Consider the following 18,700-nt stretch of genomic DNA (forward strand, 5'->3'; position numbering starts at 1 on the left):
AAATTAAAGGCTATTCATTCCGGAGGTTATCAGCGGGGTTTATTTTTGCTATTTTCGATACCATCCAAAGAATGGGTAAGAGACCGACGATTAGCATAAATAAGATACTCATCGTGATTTCGAACCAACCGACACCCACACTGAACTTGCTAATCATACGGACAAATATCCGGTCATAAAACACATAGGCAAGGGGAGTAGCAATCAGGGTGGCAATTACTATCAGCTTCATGAAAGATCCACCAAGTGACTGATATAGGTTTAAAATCGAAGCGCCCATGATTTTTCTAATAGCGACTTCTTTGATCCTATTCTCTGTGAAATAAGTAACCATGCCAAAGAGACCAATGACGGAAATGGTAATGGAGAGCGCTCCAAGAAATCCAAAAATCTTGATAATGCCGAACGTCTGCTCATAGGATTCCTGAATCTTGTGATCCAGAAAATAAGATTCGAAAGGTATATTGCTTTCAATGCTTTCCCATTTCTTTTCAAGTTGATCGACTGTAGAAATGATGTCTTCGGATTCCACTTTCATCAATGCATATCTTGCTGATTGAGGATTATATGCGATGACAAGTGGCTGCATTCCCATATTTAACTGCATAAAGTTGAAGTCGTTTACTACTCCCACAATGCTTTTTTTGACGCCATTCATCAGCATGGTAAGGGAGTCTAGATCAGGGTTTATCGTGCGATAAATCTTCATGAATTCTTCATTGACCAGAACCGAATGGTCAACGTTTTGTGTTTCAGCGTTCAAATTTTGTCCCCATTTTATCTTAAAGTCCAGCACAGATAAGAATTGGTCATCTATTTCAATAAGGTAGGAATCAATAGAGTCCATGCGATTTTCAGGATGGTAATTAATCGATCCACCCAATCCACTTTCTACGCCCGGCATAATGGAAGCAACTGTTGTGCTTGTGACACCAGGCACTGTAGAAAACTCATTTAACACGAGTTGATGATCTATACCTTTTAGTGGAACAGTTAACACATTTTCCTTATTAAAACCCAGGTCGTATTGGAGAATATCCTTGTGCTGTTTGGCAATTACTCCCACTCCAATAATGAAGATCAATGAAATCGCAAATTGAACCACCATGAGTGTTTTTCTAATATTTGATATGCTACCAGCTTTTGACTTGATCTCTGTTTTGAGAGAGTTGATTGGCGTAAGCTTTGAGAAATAAAGCGCTGGAAAAAGCCCCGCCATTACGCCCGTTAGGATAGCAAATAAGATGAATATAAGGATCATGGTGCCATTAAGCGAGAAATCAAGTGTATCCGAGTCAATCACCATAGAAGCAAATTCATTTTTGATCAAATTGAATATGAAGACAGAGCCAATGAGTGCGATTACCGAAAGAAGAATGGACTCGACAATGAATTGAGTTGCAATTTGATTTCGATTACTACCGACAATTTTCCTTATACCTATTTCTTTCGTTCGCTTCAGGGCTCTAGCAATCATTAGATTCGTATAATTGAAGCATGCTGGAATGAGAATGAGTAGACCCAGACAAAAAAGCAGAATAGTCATTAGCCAATCAAAAGGAGTGCTCTCGTTGTAGAAGTTTTTCCCGGGACTAATGGATGTAAAAGCCTGCGACTTGAATGAAACAGTTTTTTCACTGAAAAGTGCTTGTGCCCTTTGAGTTAATTGATTCAAAGCGGATTGGAGTTCGGCTTCCTTTTTGCCCAGGTCCATAAGCACATATACATAACTGCTTGTATAGTCTGTCCATTGGGTTACTGACTTATTATTCTGATCAATTGTGCTAAAAGAAACCAAAGCCTCATATTTTAAATGTGTTTGCCTTGGGTGCCCTTTCAAAATACCTGTGATTGTATATTCTATACCGTTTGTTGTGGTTAGTACTTTGCCGATAGGATCTTCACTTGGGAATAGTTTCTGAGCCAAACTTTGTGAAAGGACTATGCTTTGCGGTTCATTCAGCGCAGTAGATTCATTGCCCGCGGCTAAATCAAAAGAGAATACCTCAAAAAAACTAGGGTCCGTGTATCCTCCATCAATTTTGATTTCATTTTGTCGGTGATCGATGGTCAGCCTCAATCCATTGTTAATTCTAACCGTTCCTTTTATTCCAGGATAATCATTTTTTAGACCATCGTAAACACCCAAACTTGTGGTAGCGTAGTTTTTGTTGCTGTCTTCGCTTGACTCTGTTGTAGTTATGCGATACAACTGATCTTTGTTTTCATGGAAAACGTCAAACTGAAGAACTTGAGATAAAATTGCCAGTATCAATAAGCTGACTGACATTCCCATTGCCAACCCAATGACATTGATAGCTGTGAAGAGTTTTTGTTTGGCGAAGTTTCGCATCGCCACTTTTAAATAGTTTTTAAACATTGCTATTGAGTTTTTGTAATAGAATGAAGAATAGGCAGCTTGGGATTTCCTTTTCTTTAGTCCGTAAGAAAAGATCAGAGAGAAAACCTGATACCAATACTTAATGCCTGCCTTTAGTTTACCTTTTTGTTGATATACCTCCTGATATACTTCATCAAGATCGCCTTGGAGATCTTCTAGATCAGCACGTCCACCAAACCATTTTAGTAACTTTTGTGCCAATAACGGAGGCACTATAGAGTCCCTCTTATTCATTTCTTAAATTTATAGCCGGATTGATCTTTGCTACTTTATTGACCTGCCAAAAAATTGCAATTGCTCCAAGAGATAGTGTGATAAACACACTCAGTGCAATCTCTATAAATCCTACACCATCACTGAACTTGTTATACATTCTTATCAATACCAAATCGTAAAATGCATATGATATGGGAATGGCAAAGAGTAGGGCAATTCCCCAAAGTTTCATAAACAATCCTGCCAATGTCGCGAAAAGACTTTTCTTATTTGCTCCAAGAATCTTTCTAATTGCTACTTCTTTTGTTCTGCTTTCGGTGGCAAAAATGACCATGCCTAAAAGCCCTAAACACGAGATGGAAATGGCTAAAGCTGCTAAAAAACCGAATATTTTCATTCCAATTTGGAAAAAAGTATAAGCAGAATCTAACTCATTCTTCAGCAAGGACGCCTGAAATATCTGATTTGGAAAGAGTTCTTCCCATGCATTCTCAAGCTTAGAATAACTGCCGGCATTTGCAGGTGCATTCATAGTGACAATCGCGTAATTATTAAATTCCTGATCAACGCGAATTAACATGGGTTCTATCCTGTGATTTAGAGGCTCATGGTTGTAATCTTTTATGACTCCCACTATCTGTGCCTTTCTGCCGTCAGAAAGAACAATGTTTGTGCTGTCAGCGTCAGGGTTAAGAAGTTTCATGCGCTCCATCAGGCTTTGATTAGCAACGACTTTTTCAATTTGATAAGTTTCATTTGAAAGTTGATCTCCCCATATGTATTCTAAGTTCATGTGGTCCGTAAATTGCTCGTCCACATAGATTTGTCGAACTCTCATTGAGTCTTGCAATTCAGGAAAAAGTAGGTAGAGGTTATTGGTAAGCGGTGTTCCGGGAATGCTGGAACTGAAGCTTAGATTTTCAACTCCTGGTTGCCTTGTATATGTGTTCCTTATCAATTGAACGTCTTGACCTTGGGTAGGTATAATAAATGTGTTTTCAACATTGAAAGAGTATTCGTAACCGCGTGCTTCTTGGTATTCCTTTAGTAGTACGCCGATACCAATCATGAAACCCAATGTCAATGTGAATTGAAATACCAGTAGCCCTTTTCTTACCCCAGAGATGTTCACCTTTTGATTTGAAGAATCAGATCGCAATGCTTGAATGGGGGATATCTTGGCAAAGTAGATCGCTGGACCAATACCGGTTACAATTCCCGTTGCTATTGCAAATAGTATGAAGGTAAGAATCATCCATTCTGATAGATCTAGAGATAAAGCTGCCGACCCAGTCAACATACTTAAAAACTCCTGACGAATGAAGTTGAAAATGAAAGTAGATAGCCCTACTGCCATCATGCATATGATTATCGTTTCCACGAGAAACTGTCCCATGATTTGTTTGCGATGACTTCCTAAGACTTTCCTTACTCCTACTTCCTTCGCACGTTTTAAGGCCACTGCTATTGACATATTCGTGTAGTTGAAACACGCCGGAATCAGGATCAAAAGTGAAACTCCAAAAAAGAGAATCATGGTTGGACGATCGAATTCAATACCTATGGTATCACTCATCATGTCACCTGGAGTAATATCGGTTAACCTTTGCAGTTGATAGTTCGCTTTCTTTTCTTCACTCTGAAATACTGGATCTCCAGATTTTCCGATCACCTCAATTTGAGATGCAATTTTCTTTTTCTGATCAGGAGCTATGTTAAAATAGTAGTAATTACTTCTGAATTCTGTCCATTCAGCTGATCGCATATTTGCATTAAACTTATCTGCAGAGGAGAAGCCAATCAAAAAATCAAACTTGAGGTGTGTTCGTTTTGGGAAGTCTGTCAAAACTCCTGCAATTATCAACTGACCGTATTTCTTGGTTTCTATGATTTTGTTTAATGGAGAATCAGCACCATAGAGTTTTGTTGCCAATTCTTTAGTGATGATAATCTGATTGGGCTGGTTAAGTGCATTTGAGGTTCCTTCTTCCAGCGTAAAAGCGAAAACATCAAAAAAGCTAGGTTCAGTAAAATATCCCCATGAATCTACCTCATTTCCTTTATGTTCTATGATAGGAAAGAAGTGATCATTGATATGGACAGATGCCCGAATACCATCAATTTGCTCATCGATCGCATAGGTTAGAGCTGGAGGAGAGGAAGCATATCTATTTACATCACCAGATTCGGTGAGCTTCGTAGTTATTCGATAGGTGTTTTCTGCATTTGGATGGAATTCGTCGAATTGATTTAATTCCACAAACATTGCAAGTGCCAACAGGGCGATAGACATTCCCATGGCTAACCCTGCTACATTAATAAGTGTAAAAGTTTTTTGTTTTTTTAAATTTCTATAGGCTATCTGGAAATAGTTTTTAAACATAGTCATTGAGTTTTTGTAGTAATGAGTAGAATAAGAAGCATTTTTCTTACGCTTCTTTAGACCATATGAAAAGAGAAGCGAAAAGATTTGAATCCAATACTGCCATGCCGCTTTGAATCTTCCATCAGAGGAGACATTCAGTTGGTATACTTCATCCAAATCGCCTTCTATGTCTTCCATGTCCGCTCTGCCGGCATACCACTTTAGTATCCGCTGAGCAAGCTTAGGTGGATGGAATTCGTGACTCATTTGAGGGATAGATTAATTTTCGATCCAGCCCAAAGTTGATCTCTTAATGCCTTCATGTTGTTGAGTTCGGAAACTGCGCTGTCCGTTAATTCAAAGTATCGCTTGCGACGACCTCCTCGTTCATTCGTCGGCTCACCCAGGTAGGAGGAGATGTATCCTTTTTCTTCTAGACGTGTAAGCGTAGAATGCAAAGCACCAATGCTAAGCTTGCGACTGGCGCGTTCTGATATATCGTTCAATATGGCCACTCCATAAGCATCCTTGGCTAGGTTTGCTATGGTTAGGAGTACCAGTTCTTCAAATTCTCCAATAAATCCTTTCATATTACTTTCTACTTTTAAGAATTAATCATACGCAAGTCTATTCAATATGTTTCTATTTTTAAGAATTAATTGTTTTAAGACTATTTGTCTTTATCAAGTATCTTTGAAGGATGCCAAAAATGAAGAACGTATTGGTCTTATTTGTCTTCGCGATTCTCTGCGCCTGTTCGGATGATGATGCGCTTATTGGTGTTGATCCTTTACTTATTGGTACTTGGAGAAGTGTTGAAACTCGTTTATTGGATTCTGAAGGTGTAAACGATGAAATTGATCTTAACGCTTTTCCAATTAACAATCTTGCAGATTCCTTCATCTATAGATTCAACAAAGACAGGACGATAAACTTTTCAGTTGGTGCGTCTGCAACGTACTCCACTTCAGGAGATAGCCTGTTCATTCATACGACCAAAGATTTTGCGAGAGGGTTCCAATATGCTGTACGTGAGTATAAAGACATTCCTGATACACTATTATTGGTAGATAAGAATAATTTTTCTGGACTGGTGATTACTAAGCAAGTTGCATTTTATAAAACGAATTGATGATTTTCAAATTAGAAGGACACGAATACATTGAGCTCAATAAGTTGTTGAAAATCATGCAGCTGGTAGGTTCAGGAGGGGAGGCCAAGCAATTCATCGATGAAGGACTTGTACAAGTGAATGGCCAGGTAGAAAAGCAGCGTAGAAAGAAGCTGCGTGTAGGGGATAAAGTTTCCTTTGAAGGTCAGGAAGTAGCAGTAGAATAAATCACTGCTAGGTAAACTCTCCGATGTGCCATAGAACACCTGATGGGTCGTAAACAAACCCTTCATGCCCCCAATCAAAAGTTGTAGGTTCCACCAGTTTCACCCCTTCAAATTGTTTGTCCAGACTTTTACCTTTCAGTATTTCCCAGTAGTCTGAGAGATTTTCAACTTCAATGAATAGCATGGTATTTTCTATCCAATCTTTGACGTAATAGTCTTGCAAGTAGAAACCAAAGTTATCAATGAAGAAGTAAGACATCTTAGATGAAGTTACCACCTCGCTAAATCCCCAGGCTTTGTAAAATTCTCTTGACTGTTGATAATCTTTGGCTCCAACAAATGCCCGTATCGATTCAATCGCTGGTTTCATATTGGTTATTTTAAATGGTGAATACCGTAATTTCGTTTACTTTTTCGCAATTGCGAATTTTTTTGGACTAAGAATTCAGGAGTTTATTTCCTATTGTTTCACGGTTGACAATAGAATTGTCATCCTATTCTGTTAAATACTCTCCGAAATGATCCAACCAGCCGACCAACAGGCCTGAAAATTGAAGCCTCCTGTGAGTGCATCAATATCTAAAACCTCTCCTGCAATGTATAGATTCGGAAAGCGCTTACATTCGAAGGTTTCCAGATCGACCTCTGATAATTTCACACCTCCTGCGGTTACAAATTCGTCCTTGAATGTACTTTTTCCATGAACCACATATTTGCCCTGTGCGAGCTCCTCGACGAGTTTATTGAGCTGCTTTTTGGATAATTCTGAAAAGGGCGTTTCAGAAGCAATACAACAACAAGAAATTATGCTATCCCAGAACCGTTTGGGAACATCGAATAGTGGGTAGTTAATCACTTTTCGTTTAGGATTGGCCTCCCGATATTGTACGAGATGTTTTCGAACCTCATCTGGTGCTAAGCCGCCAACAAAGTTGACGAGAATATCAAATTGATAGGTTTTTGATTCAAGTTCATATGCTCCCCAAGCGGATAGTTTTAGAATTACGGGCCCACTTAATCCCCAGTGAGTGATGAGGAGCGGGCCATTCTCTTCCAGCTTGCTGCCTGCGATTTTCACCCGCGCTTCAGCAAATGAAATACCTGGTAGATGCTTAATCCGTTCATCTTTTATGTTGAATGTAAAGAGGGATGGGACAATAGGGGTGATCGCTAATCCTACTTGTTCCAAAACCTTCCAGGTTGAAGGAGAAGATCCGGTTGCTATCACAACCTTATCTGCTTCATAAATCTGATTTGTGGTAGTGACCTGCCATTGGTTTCCTGTTTGATTTAATGCAGTCAATGTTTCATTCTGAAGAATAGACACCTTGAAACGCGCTGCTTGTTTTAAAAAACAGTCTATGATGGTCTGAGAAGAGTTGCTCATTGGAAACATGCGCTGGTCTTCCTCGGCTTTTGTTTCAATTCCCCGTTTCGAAAGCCAGGTGACCATGTCAGTTGTTGAAAATCGTTTAAAAACCTGATGCAATTTTTTTGAACCTCGCGGATAGAAACGAACGAGTTCTGAAGGCCTACTTCTTTCATTGGTAACATTGCACCGACCACCACCTGATACCTTAACCTTGCTTAAAAGCTTCCTGGTTTTTTCAAGAATGCAGACGTTGTATTCTGGGTGTTTTTCAGCAATATTGATAGCTGTAAAAAAGCCGGCTGCACCTCCTCCGATGACAATGATTTTCACATTTCAAATATACACGTCATCGGAGGGGAAGCCTCAAACTATTCGTCTTTTAAGCATTTGGATGGATTCACATGCGCAGCACGCAGTGCTTGTGAGCTAACAGTTAGCCAGGCAATTAACAGTGAAATGGCTGCTGTTCCGATAAAAATACCATAGCCCAAATCAATTTTATAGGCGAAGCCCTCCAGCCATTTATCCATGAAATAGTAGGAAATTGGTACCGCAATGATGATGGAAACACCTACCAATCGAGTGAAGTCTTTTGAGAGCATCATTACAATGTTGGTAACGGATGCACCAAGTACTTTTCGAATGCCTATTTCCTTGAGCCTCCTTTCAGCCGTGAAGGAAGCCAGTCCAAACAGTCCTAAGCAAGAGATGATAATGGCAAATCCAGCGAAATAGGATGAGAGCGTGCCCACCCGCAATTCTGATTCATATAATTCTTGGTAACTCTTATCCAGAAATTCATATTCGAAAATAAATCCGGGAGCAAAAGTTTCATAGAGTTCCTGAATGGAAGTCATCGTTTCTACTTCCTTTCCAGCTTCGAGTCTAACGGCAACATTTCCTGTGTTTCTTAACCAGAAGAATGCTGGGGAGACTTCAGTATGAATGGACTGGTAGTGGAAGTCTTCCAACACACCAACAATTTCTAAATCGTACTCATTCCATAGTCGAATATTTTCACCAACGGCCTCTTCTGGAGTGAAGCCCATAATTCGTGCAGAGGCTTCATTGATTACCATTTTTGTACTATCCGCCCCGAAATCCTTACTAAACCACCTGCCAGCTATGAGATTCATTCCCATTGTTTCTTGAAATTCTTCATCCACACCAATATTCTCAAATAGAACACGCTCCTCCGGAGATTTATCTCGCCACTTCAATCCTGAAGTGTTGCTCATCTGACTGATCATTGTGTGACTGGTGCCAGTTGCATTGGCTACTCCTGGAATTTTTCTAAGTTCTGTGAAAAATGCTTCTCTGCTATCGCGAATGGAACCATCTTGATGGAAGAAGACCACATTTTCCTGATCATATCCCAGGTTCTTGGTGAATGCATATTGTGTCTGGCTGTGGATAACAATTACTCCAACAATCAGGATGATCGTAATCGTAAATTGAAAAATAACTAAGCCTTTTCGTGCCCACACTTCACCAATGGAGCTTTTAATGTCTCCTTTTAGAACTTTGACTGGATTGAAATGTGTGAGATAGAGTGCAGGATAGCTGCCTGCCAGTATTCCTGTTACAAGAACGGTTATTAAAGAAACACTCAGGATTTCTGGAGTTATTTGTAAAGAAATACTCTTGTCTGTGATGATATTGAACTGTGGAAGAACCATGAAAACAATCAGAAATGCAAGAATCATGGAGACCAGTGTGATCAAAATGGATTCACCAATAAACTGGCGAATAAGCATGCCTCTGTCTGCACCAATCGCTTTTCTGACTCCCACTTCATGCGCACGTTTGGAAGCACGAGCGGTTGATAAGTTCATGAAATTGATACAGGCAATGACTAGGATGAAAATAGCTATTATAGAGAAGAGATGGACATACTCAATTCTGCCACCGTCTGGGACACCATTCGTGTATTTACCATAGAGGTATTGTTCGGAATATTTTTTCAGGAATAAATCCACATTGCTGTCATCCTCCTTGCTTTTAATGTAGCCGGCTATCTTTTCAGTTACATTTTCTGCAACGGCTGCATTCTCTAAGATCACATAGGTATTAGGCCCATTATTGCCCCAGTCGGTTGCCCACTCATTTCTATCAAGATAGTCCTGAAGAGGTAGTACAAAATCGAAAATATAGGTGGAGTTTTTTGGGATGTTTTCGAATACACCCGTGACAATAAACTCACGATCGTCTTCATAGCGCATCGTTTTGCCCATCGCGTTTTCAACACTGCCAAAGAATTTGTTAGCAATATCTCTTGACAAACAAATAGACTTTTTGTCTTTGAGTACATTGTCTGGATTGCCAGCGATCAGCGGATATGAAAAAATATTGAAGTAGTCCTGGCCTACATGAAATCCATTTTCCTTGAAGAAGGTGTTTCCATGTGCCAGTAGCGCTTTGCCTATCCAGGTTGTAGTGGCAGCATATTTAATCTCAGGAAAATCTATTTTTAGATTCTCTCCCAATATGCCCGGGGTAGAGTTTGTGGCAAATGTTTCATTGGAGTAGGTCTGAAATTCCATTACTCGATACAGGCGATCATCTTTTTCATGAAATTTGTTTACCTGGAGCTCATCCTGTACCCATAGATATATAAAGAAAGCACACGAAAGTCCAGTGGTAAGCCCGATGAGGTTGATAAGGGATGAAACTTTATGTCTGAAAAAATTCCGTAAGGTTATTCGCAAGTAGTATTTCATTTTGAGTAGGTTTTTAATATGAGATAAGGACAAACTGCAACCGGATAGGTTGCAAGACGGATACTCTACCAATATAAAATGGTTACACCACGAACTTAAGTATTGAAAGATTTCTTAAAGTTTTAGGTCGAATTAAGTAGGAAATAAATGCAGATTATGAAGACTAGCTCTTAGAAGGGTCAGTTAAACTGATTCATGGTTCGTTCCAAACCGATGGTACAAACCGAAAATATTGCGGCTATTGCCTGATCCATATTCAAAACCAGCTCGTCCATTTCCTTTTTGGAGAAAGGGCTAAGCACGTAATCTACCTGACGACCTTTGGCAAATTCATCACCTACACCAAACCTTAGCCTGGAGTAGTTTTGCCCCCCTGTTAGCTGCTCAATGTTTTTCAGACCGTTGTGACCTCCGGCAGATCCTTTGGGTTTCAATCTTATTTTCCCGTAGGGTAGGGCAATGTCATCCGTTATTACCAAGAGGTTTTCCTTGGGGATCTTATGCTGTTGCAGGTAGTGATTTACAGCCTTACCACTTAAGTTCATGTAGGTTGTCGGCTTCACCAAATGAAGTGTTCGGCCTTTGTACTTTACTTCAGAAGTGAATGCCAGCTTGTTCATCTCAAATTTGACACCTTGCTCATCCGCAAGACGGTCCATAATCAAAAAACCAATGTTGTGTCTGGTGAGCTCATATTCAGCCCCAATGTTTCCCAGTCCGACAATTAAGTATTTCATTTTAAAGCAAAAAAAAATCCCGACGCGAAGGTCGGGATTAAAATTAAAGTTTCGAAATTTTTAAGATTCTGAAGACTCCTCTGCTGCTGGTGCATCTGCTCCTTCAGCTCCTTCTTCACCTTCTCCTTCTTCACCTTCTTCATCTTCCGTATCTTTTCCTCTAAGTGCTCTAGGTACTTCGATACCTGCTAGTGTTACCAGTGGGCTGTTTAGAATTTCGTATTCTCCTACTTCTAGCTCACCTACTTTGATTGATTTACCTAATCCAAGGCCTGAAACATCTACTTCGATGTATTCTGGCATGTTTTTAGGTAAAGCTTTCACCTGCAAGTACTTAACTTTTCTAATCAACTTACCTCCTTGCTGTATTCCAGGGGCAGAGCCTACCGGGTGAACTGGGATGTTCATTTTGATAGGTGTACCTCTAAATAATTGTAGGAAGTCAGCGTGCATGATAACTTCACTCACTGGATGGAACTGAACATCCTGAATGATAGCTTCGAATGGTTCTGGTTCTCCTTCAATTGTTAGTAAAGCAAAGTGCGCTTCGTCAGTGTATACAAGGTCTCTAAACAAGATCATTGGAGCGTAAAAGTGAATCTGATGATCACCACCGTAAACAACGCATGGTACCATTCCTTCTTCTCTTAAGCGCTTCGCTTCAGTCTTGCCGAGATTTGCTCTTTTATACCCTATAATCTCAACAGTTTTCATAATTGAATTTGATTTAAAATATGATTATTTAATGAATAATGAACTAATGGATTCGTGATCGTGGATCTTACGGATAGCTTTGGCGAAAAGCTCTGCCACAGTCAGTACTTTGATTTTTGAAGACTCTTGCTTCTGAGGTATTGTATCTGTAATGATCAATTCTTCTAGCGCAGATTCTTCAATGTTTTTGTGCGCATTTCCAGAGAGTACACCATGCGTTGCAATAGCTCTCACTGAATTAGCACCTTTTTCTTTTAAAAGCGTCCCGGCTTTACTAATTGTTCCGGCCGTATCGACCATGTCGTCTACCAGCACAACATCTTTTCCTTCGACATCTCCAATTACTTGCATAGATGCTACTTCATTGGCTCGCTTTCTGTGCTTGTCGCAGATCACCATGTCTACCTCAAATAGTTTTGCATATGATCGAGCACGTGCGGTTCCACCAACATCTGGCGAGGCAATGATCATGTTGTCAAGGTTGAGGTTTTTCAGGTAGGGATGAAAGATGGCAGAAGCATCTAAATGATCCACTGGGATATCGAAAAAACCCTGAATCTGACCTGCGTGTAAGTCGCATGTCATTATTCGATCAGCTCCGGCTGATGTCAGTACATTCGCCGCAAGTTTGGCAGCTATAGAAACTCTGGGCTTGTCTTTTCTGTCTTGTCTGGCATATCCAAAATAAGGAACAACAACCGTAACGTACTTGGCGCTAGCTCTTCTAGCAGCATCAATAAGTAAAAGAAGTTCCCAAATATTATCAGCTGGCGGTACTGTAGACTGGATTAGAAAGACGTCAGATCCTCGCACCGATTCGGTGAAATAAACACCCATTTCGCCATCACTGAAAGTTTGTTTTTCACTTAAACCCAGAGGCTTGCCGTAGTTGTTGGCAATTGCATTTGCTAATTCTGGATTTGCGGAGCCTGAAAATATCTTTACTGATGACATCTTTTTAAATTAAATCCCGCCAGTGTTAGCGGGATTAAATTGTCGTTCTCATTGGAACTAGTTGGCCTACTAGGGCTCGAACCTAGACTCTTCTGGACCAAAACCAGACGTGTTGCCAGTTACACCATAGGCCAATACAGGAATGTTTTTTAAAGTGTTAATCCCACACTTCCGTCTAAACGGAGGGCAAAATTAGTCCATTATCACAAAAATAAAAATGTTACTATCGATCTTTTGTGTAGTGCAAAATCTAAGGGTCGTTTTCTTACCGAATAGGAATTCTTATCGGAGATTTGGAGGATGTAAGTAGCTTTAATTTTTTATATCAATTTAATAGAGGTGGAGGGAGCTTTTCTGTATGCGTCAATCTTAGCTTTAACCTATTTGATAGCTATAAGCTTTCGAAGAAAAAGCTTGGACATCTCCGAAGTTAGTTTCAGGATAATTTTGCTAGTTCTGTTTGTCGAGGTTTTGGTGGAGTGGTTGTTTTTTAGTGATTTAATTAGAGTATACCCTCATTTCATGAGAGTCAATACGCCGATGGTTATTGTACTTCCATCTTCTTTTTACCTCTTCATTTCTTCTAGTCTTTCTGGAAAGCAAAGATTTAAACTCCTTGACGGACTGCATCTCATTCCATTCGTTTTTTTCATCATTTATTTAATGCCTTTTTACGTGTTATCAGTAGATGAGAAGGTGGCACTGTATGAGAAATACCTGCAAGGCCATAGGGTTGATTCACTTCCTGTAGCGACCATTTACCGTGTAGCCCAGTTTGCAGCACTGGTGGGAATCATTGTTCAATTGGCTAAACGGGAGGTGAAGGATTGGAGCATGAAAGTTTGGGTCATTTCTGTTGCCTATCTACTGTTATGGGCGCTTGATCTTAGTCGATACTTTGGCTTAGGTGATCGATACGCAAAGTACGATGGTTATTATTTAATTTCCTTTCTGTTATTGGTAGTCTATCAGGAACTGACGGGTGCTTTTGATAAAAAGAACATCAAGTACACGACCTCCGGAATGAGCAAGCATAAAACGGAGGAACTGGCTTTGAAGACTCACCATCTCATCGAATCAGAAAAGCTTTTTAAGAGCCCGAAACTTACATTGGCTGATTTGGCAAGCAAACTGGATGTTCACCACAATTATATCTCGCAAGCGATTAATAGCCATTTTGGGATAAGTTTTAAGGAATTGATCAATTCGCAGCGCGTAGAGGAAGCGAAAGACCTATTACTGCATGAAGAAAATGATCGACTTACATTTGAAGCGATAGCCGAGATGGCGGGGTTTAATTCGGTTTCAAGTTTCAATGCCTCATTTAAAAAAATAGTAGGAGAGACACCGAGTGCATTTAAGAAGAGAAGTTTAGGTAGCTAATATTGATTCTTTATCTTCCAAAGATGTCAATAAAGAAGTCAACTTCTACTTCAAAGTCGTTATTCCGTATATGTCATAAAATAAAGCATTAGCGATATGATGAAATCCCTCTTTTATTCCAGCCTCCCTGCATTTTTTGTTTTGTTATCATTTCATGGGCATGCACAAAAATTAACAGTAGAGGAATTATGGTTGACCGATGTTGAAGTCAGGACTATCCATTATTCTACTACATATGGTCTAATAGCCGGCTTGGGAGATGGAATTGTTCTCTATGATTCTACAAAAGCCACATCTCTAGCCGGTGCTTTTGAGAATGCTTTTCCTGTGTCAACCTTATTTGAAGATGGTGACGGTAATTTATGGATTGGTGGATTAGGCTTCCTCAGAAAAGTTTCTAATACAGAATCAATCACTTATGCCATAGTTGACGATATTGGCCTTGACGGTAGAGTGATATTCTCTGTGTTTCAAGATGAAAATCAAAACATTTGGACGTCTGCTCCTGGTGGCGCTGCGGTTTACAAAAATCAATCTTGGAAAACCTACCAAGTGAAAGATGGATTAAAACATCATGTGGTACATGATGTATGTCAAGATAAGAATAATAACATGTGGTTTGCGACTCGAAAAGGCGGAGTAAATATTTTAGGCAAGAGTTGGGAATATAAATTGCTGGATAAAAATTCTAGAAAGCTGCTGAAAGACGACAATGATCAAATTTGGGTTGGTGCAAGCGAGGGACTATTCACTCGAGACAACGATCGATGGATTTCTTATGAAAGCGGAAAGACAGTGCTTCCGATGTTTCAAGATGGTGATGGACGCATTTGGTGTGTTGCTGGCGGTACTGGTGTTTTGATTATTTCGGAAACAAAGGAAATCACTCGTTATGAAAAGCTGTTGGGAAATGAAGTGACAGAAATATATGCCATGACTGAGGGCCATAGAGGTGATGTTTGGTTGGCCACAGACAAAGGAGTATTTCGCTGCAGGCCTCAGTAGTGCTCGTATTCTTGCCAATATTTCAATTTGAGAGATATTAAGATATTATTAGTCGACTTTTAAGCTGACAATTTCGTCTTATTGGACTTTAAAGTAAAAAAACCTAATATGAAAACTATCCTTACAATCGCCGGATGCCTCTTTATAGGTATCTATGCTCACGCTCAAAAAACGGAGTTGCAAAAAAAAGAAGTTAAAACCGGTAATACTTCATTCTTCTATCATTTCTCATCAGAAAAGTCCGATGCTGTGGTTCTGCTATTCCATGACTGGTTTGGGGTCTCTGACTTGAGTTATGAAATGGCAGATAGAATCATTGCAGCTGGTATGGACGTGATAATCATGGATTTATATAAAGGAAAATCAGCATCAACCAATCAGGAAGCAGGAGGCCTAATGAATTCAATAGATCAGGCCAATATGTGGGAGTACATCGATGAGGTTCTTAAAGATGCTGGTAAAAATCATGATGACATATACATATGGGGTTTCAGTTTAGGCACAATTCCAGCATCACAAACAGCGATCAAGAACAATGAATTAGTAGATGCCTTGATATTGTTTTACGGGAATGTTACTCAGGATAAGGAGCAAATAGCCAAAATCACATTTCCAGCACTCATGGTCATGGGAGCAAACGACAACCCTGCTGGAGCCATCAATTTTTTTAACAATGTGAATGAGGCATCTGGAACTGCTCGACTATTTATTTATCCCAAGGCGCGACATGCGTTTGCACAGAAGCTGTTCAACGGAGGAGGTAATTACGATGAGAAAGCTAAAGAGGCAAGTTTTGAGGTTGCTTTTAGATTCTTGGAGGAAATGAACGATTAAATGGAAAGATGAGTGCGAATTAAAGAGCTACTCGTTTTGTATGCCTCATCGGGATATGATCGCGCTATGGATTCGGACGTTGATTAAAAGGCTAGGTTCGATACTCTCTAGAATACTTTTTGCAATGGTCACACTTGGATTGAGTGTACATGCACTCTTTCTTTTCTATTGGAAATTTGCTTAATAAGTGTATTGACAATCACAAATCGAGTCATTTCTTTAGCATTATTCACTCTTGTCTGTGCATTATCGCATTCGTCGCAGATTTAAGAGTAGCGAGAAAAGGTAAGCGCCTTTATGAATGGATTATTGAACCCATAAGAGCGCTAACCTGTCCCAACTACTAAAAGGATCATCAGTAAACAATCTACTTCATCACTTCGCCCTTCAAAATTACTGTTTGAATACTTTGGGTATTCGCGATGTTTTCTATTGGATTTTCATTTAAGATAATAATATCGGCCCTGTATGTTTCCTGAATTTTACCTTGATCGTGAAGTTCTAACCATTCAGCAGGCTTGTCGGTAGCCGTGCTTAGAACATCGTAAGTTGTAATACCACTTTCTGAAAGTAGTAATAGCTCTTCATGAAGTGATCTTCCTGGAAGTACATATGGGTTTGGTGTATCAGATCCAGCAAGTATTGTGCAGCCATTGTCATGTAATTTTTTCACCAATAGCAGTTTGTTTGATTTTCCCAGGTTCAAATCAGAATAATCATCGCTGGTCAAATTTTCAACAAAGTTGAATTTCTCTGGTCTCCAACTATCCTGTACCTCTTTAGGTAGTTTTTTTATTTCTGGATCCTGATATCTTTCTTTTATGACCTTCATGGAGGATATTTTGTCTCTAACAACAAGTGTTGGAACGTTAGCTACGCCATAGGAGCTGGTGATACTGACTAGTTTATCTATTTTGGAAGAGTCTATCGGAAAAGCAAAAAAGAGCTTTTTCCAATCCCATCTTCCTTTAAAAGGGGAGTGGTCTGCCTCAAGATGATCTGAGTATCCATCGAAGTGCTCTACACATGATTGCCCATTCTTAATTGCGTCTAATATGGAGATTTCATAAGGGACATGCCCAATTACTCTTATGTTTCGAATTGCACTTTCTTGGAGAATTGCCAGGTAGGATGATTTGCTTAACGTGTGATAAACTTTGATAAAATCATAGCCAGCAGTTACTTGATCATTTACTTCCTTTATCGCTTCTTTTTTAGACTTTACGACCCGCGTATCTTTCCAGTATGGGGCTGCTCCTTCAATTATTGGCCCTGCTGAAAAGATATCAGGTCCCAGTAATTCATTTTTTAATATTTGATCTTTCCAGTTGAGAATGTTTTGTCTGCCATCCATATTTCTGACTGTGACAATACCATATTCAACAAATGATCGGAGATTTGATTCCTCAAGGCGTTCAAGATGAACGTGCATGTCAAACAATCCTGGAATCAGGTATTTCCCTTTAGCATCTATCACTTTGTAGTGAGGTTTCGCAACCTGATCGGATGCGATTTTAATGATCCTTTGATCAACTATAAGAACATCGTGATTTTCAAGAATGTCTTTTTCAGAGGGTCTTACAATATTTCCATTCGTGATAAGTAAAGTATCTGAAGCTGAAAATGCATTTAATAAAAGCATAAGCATCAGAGCGGTAGAAAACATTTTTTTCATGACTTTTTTTTAGCCAAAGTGATGGTATAGGGAGCGTCCAAATGAAGAAAAAGAAATAAATGTTGGCTGAAATGATAAGAATTTTGACGTGAAATGCTATGTGCGTTTTATCCACTTTCTAAACTCTGAAGCTTTCAATCGACTAACCCTACAAAGCTCTGTTGGGATTTTTTCTGATCTCAAACTTAAGACCACCTTACCTCCGTCAGAACTTTTGAAGCTTTCAACGATTGAATAATGAATGATTAATTGCCGATTTACTCTCATAAATTCATTGGAAAGATCAGGTTCTATTTGTTCAAGTGATTGACTTAAAAGAAGTGATTTAGATTCAGTCAGCATGTAAATTTGCTCTTTCAAAATAAAGATTGCTCTGATATCGTCTACATTAACAAGCTCCTCTTTATTTCCATGTCGGGCGGCGTAATATTTTTTTCTAAAAAACTTATTGGTCAATAGTGCTTTACCTATAATGTAAATAAGGGTGATCAATAAAATGTATATGGTAATGATTGGGAAATCTTTCTCGTAAAAGTTAGTGTCTCGATAAGAAAGAAAAAGAAATTCTAATTCTATTAATACCAAGGCTATAAAAATGCCAACTGCCCAGTAAATGAATAGCGCCTTTCCTAAACTAAAAAATGAAGTATTGGAATTGTATTTAATTGGAAAAGCCTTAGAAACGAAATGTAGCGAGAGAAATACGGAAACAAGTTGCAGATAATCAATACATAGATTCTTTATCAAAAACCAGCCTTCCAGAGTTTCCTTATAAAAACTAAGGTAATTGGCGAAAGTCAGAGCCAATGAAAAAGCTAATATGATCCATATAATCTTCTTATTAAGCTTGGAGGCCTTCATCAATGACGCACATCAAATGTTTATTGATAAAATTATCAGGTCAAATATAGCTTACTAGAGCGTTGCACTATGGCATTTAGATACCAGCTGAAAAAACTTTATCAATTCTGGTTTTAATCAAATTG

General features: G+C 39.2%; 16 protein-coding genes and 1 tRNA gene. 5 read left to right on the forward strand and 12 right to left on the reverse strand.

Annotated features, from left to right (window positions below; translation table 11 throughout):
* Window positions 1–10: 10 nt before the first annotated feature.
* From ABJF57_RS20005 to ABJF57_RS20015, 3 genes are read right to left on the reverse strand one after another with little or no spacing between them, the layout of a single operon-like run.
* Window positions 11–2,635 (reverse strand): ABC transporter permease, encoded by a 2,625-nt coding sequence (locus tag ABJF57_RS20005; protein ID WP_462235096.1) that lies wholly within the window; start codon window positions 2,633–2,635, stop codon window positions 11–13.
* Window positions 2,628–5,249, reverse strand: coding sequence for an FtsX-like permease family protein (locus ABJF57_RS20010; RefSeq protein ID WP_462235094.1), 2,622 nt, complete (start codon window positions 5,247–5,249; stop codon window positions 2,628–2,630). The genes ABJF57_RS20005 and ABJF57_RS20010 overlap by 8 nt, the downstream gene beginning before the upstream one ends.
* Window positions 5,246–5,572: a PadR family transcriptional regulator gene (locus tag ABJF57_RS20015; RefSeq protein ID WP_462235092.1), complete on the reverse strand. Its 327-nt coding sequence runs from the start codon at window positions 5,570–5,572 to the stop codon at window positions 5,246–5,248. Before ABJF57_RS20015 ends, ABJF57_RS20010 begins: the two co-directional genes overlap by 4 nt.
* Window positions 5,573–5,691: 119 nt before the next feature.
* Between ABJF57_RS20015 and ABJF57_RS20020 the strand changes: the two genes are divergently transcribed.
* On the forward strand, window positions 5,692–6,114 hold the full coding sequence (locus ABJF57_RS20020) for a hypothetical protein (RefSeq protein WP_462235090.1): 423 nt from the start codon (window positions 5,692–5,694) through the stop codon (window positions 6,112–6,114).
* Window positions 6,114–6,320 (forward strand): RNA-binding S4 domain-containing protein, encoded by a 207-nt coding sequence (locus ABJF57_RS20025; protein WP_462235088.1) that lies wholly within the window; start codon window positions 6,114–6,116, stop codon window positions 6,318–6,320. The genes ABJF57_RS20020 and ABJF57_RS20025 overlap by 1 nt, the downstream gene beginning before the upstream one ends.
* A 7-nt stretch (window positions 6,321–6,327) precedes the next feature.
* Here ABJF57_RS20025 and ABJF57_RS20030 read toward each other — a convergent pair whose 3' ends face one another.
* The 7 genes from ABJF57_RS20030 to ABJF57_RS20060 form a co-directional block, all read right to left on the reverse strand.
* The gene (locus ABJF57_RS20030; RefSeq protein WP_462235086.1) at window positions 6,328–6,690 is read right to left on the reverse strand and encodes a VOC family protein; all 363 of its coding nucleotides are present in this window, start codon (window positions 6,688–6,690) and stop codon (window positions 6,328–6,330) included.
* Between the two features lie 132 nt (window positions 6,691–6,822).
* Window positions 6,823–8,022, reverse strand: coding sequence for a BaiN/RdsA family NAD(P)/FAD-dependent oxidoreductase (locus ABJF57_RS20035; RefSeq protein ID WP_462235084.1), 1,200 nt, complete (start codon window positions 8,020–8,022; stop codon window positions 6,823–6,825).
* 38 nt (window positions 8,023–8,060) lie between these two features.
* Entirely contained in the window at window positions 8,061–10,412 is a 2,352-nt protein-coding gene (locus ABJF57_RS20040) for an ABC transporter permease (RefSeq protein ID WP_462235082.1), read from the reverse strand.
* 179 nt (window positions 10,413–10,591) lie between these two features.
* Window positions 10,592–11,149: an aminoacyl-tRNA hydrolase gene (gene pth / locus ABJF57_RS20045; RefSeq protein WP_462235080.1), complete on the reverse strand. Its 558-nt coding sequence runs from the start codon at window positions 11,147–11,149 to the stop codon at window positions 10,592–10,594.
* 60 nt (window positions 11,150–11,209) lie between these two features.
* On the reverse strand, window positions 11,210–11,863 hold the full coding sequence (locus ABJF57_RS20050) for a 50S ribosomal protein L25/general stress protein Ctc (protein ID WP_462235077.1): 654 nt from the start codon (window positions 11,861–11,863) through the stop codon (window positions 11,210–11,212).
* Window positions 11,864–11,887: 24 nt separating this feature from the next.
* On the reverse strand, window positions 11,888–12,817 hold the full coding sequence (locus tag ABJF57_RS20055) for a ribose-phosphate pyrophosphokinase (RefSeq protein ID WP_462235076.1): 930 nt from the start codon (window positions 12,815–12,817) through the stop codon (window positions 11,888–11,890).
* Between the two features lie 61 nt (window positions 12,818–12,878).
* A tRNA-Gln gene (locus tag ABJF57_RS20060) sits at window positions 12,879–12,951 on the reverse strand.
* 388 nt (window positions 12,952–13,339) lie between these two features.
* Between ABJF57_RS20060 and ABJF57_RS20065 the strand changes: the two genes are divergently transcribed.
* The 3 genes from ABJF57_RS20065 (at window position 13,340) to ABJF57_RS20075 (ending at window position 16,039) form a co-directional block, all read left to right on the forward strand.
* Window positions 13,340–14,200, forward strand: coding sequence for a helix-turn-helix domain-containing protein (locus tag ABJF57_RS20065; protein WP_462235074.1), 861 nt, complete (start codon window positions 13,340–13,342; stop codon window positions 14,198–14,200).
* A 96-nt stretch (window positions 14,201–14,296) separates the two neighbouring features.
* On the forward strand, window positions 14,297–15,205 hold the full coding sequence (locus ABJF57_RS20070; protein WP_462235071.1) for a ligand-binding sensor domain-containing protein: 909 nt from the start codon (window positions 14,297–14,299) through the stop codon (window positions 15,203–15,205).
* A 108-nt stretch (window positions 15,206–15,313) separates the two neighbouring features.
* Complete coding sequence (locus ABJF57_RS20075) at window positions 15,314–16,039, forward strand: dienelactone hydrolase family protein (RefSeq protein WP_462235069.1); 726 nt, start codon at window positions 15,314–15,316, stop codon at window positions 16,037–16,039.
* Window positions 16,040–16,406: 367 nt separating this feature from the next.
* Here ABJF57_RS20075 and ABJF57_RS20080 read toward each other — a convergent pair whose 3' ends face one another.
* Entirely contained in the window at window positions 16,407–17,714 is a 1,308-nt protein-coding gene (locus tag ABJF57_RS20080) for an amidohydrolase family protein (protein ID WP_462235067.1), read from the reverse strand.
* Between the two features lie 96 nt (window positions 17,715–17,810).
* On the reverse strand, window positions 17,811–18,575 hold the full coding sequence (locus ABJF57_RS20085) for a LytTR family transcriptional regulator DNA-binding domain-containing protein (RefSeq protein WP_462235065.1): 765 nt from the start codon (window positions 18,573–18,575) through the stop codon (window positions 17,811–17,813).
* Between the last annotated feature and the right edge of the window lie 125 nt (window positions 18,576–18,700).

The sequence above is a fragment of the Ekhidna sp. genome, assembly GCF_039940915.1.
Classification (GTDB): domain Bacteria; phylum Bacteroidota; class Bacteroidia; order Cytophagales; family Cyclobacteriaceae; genus Ekhidna.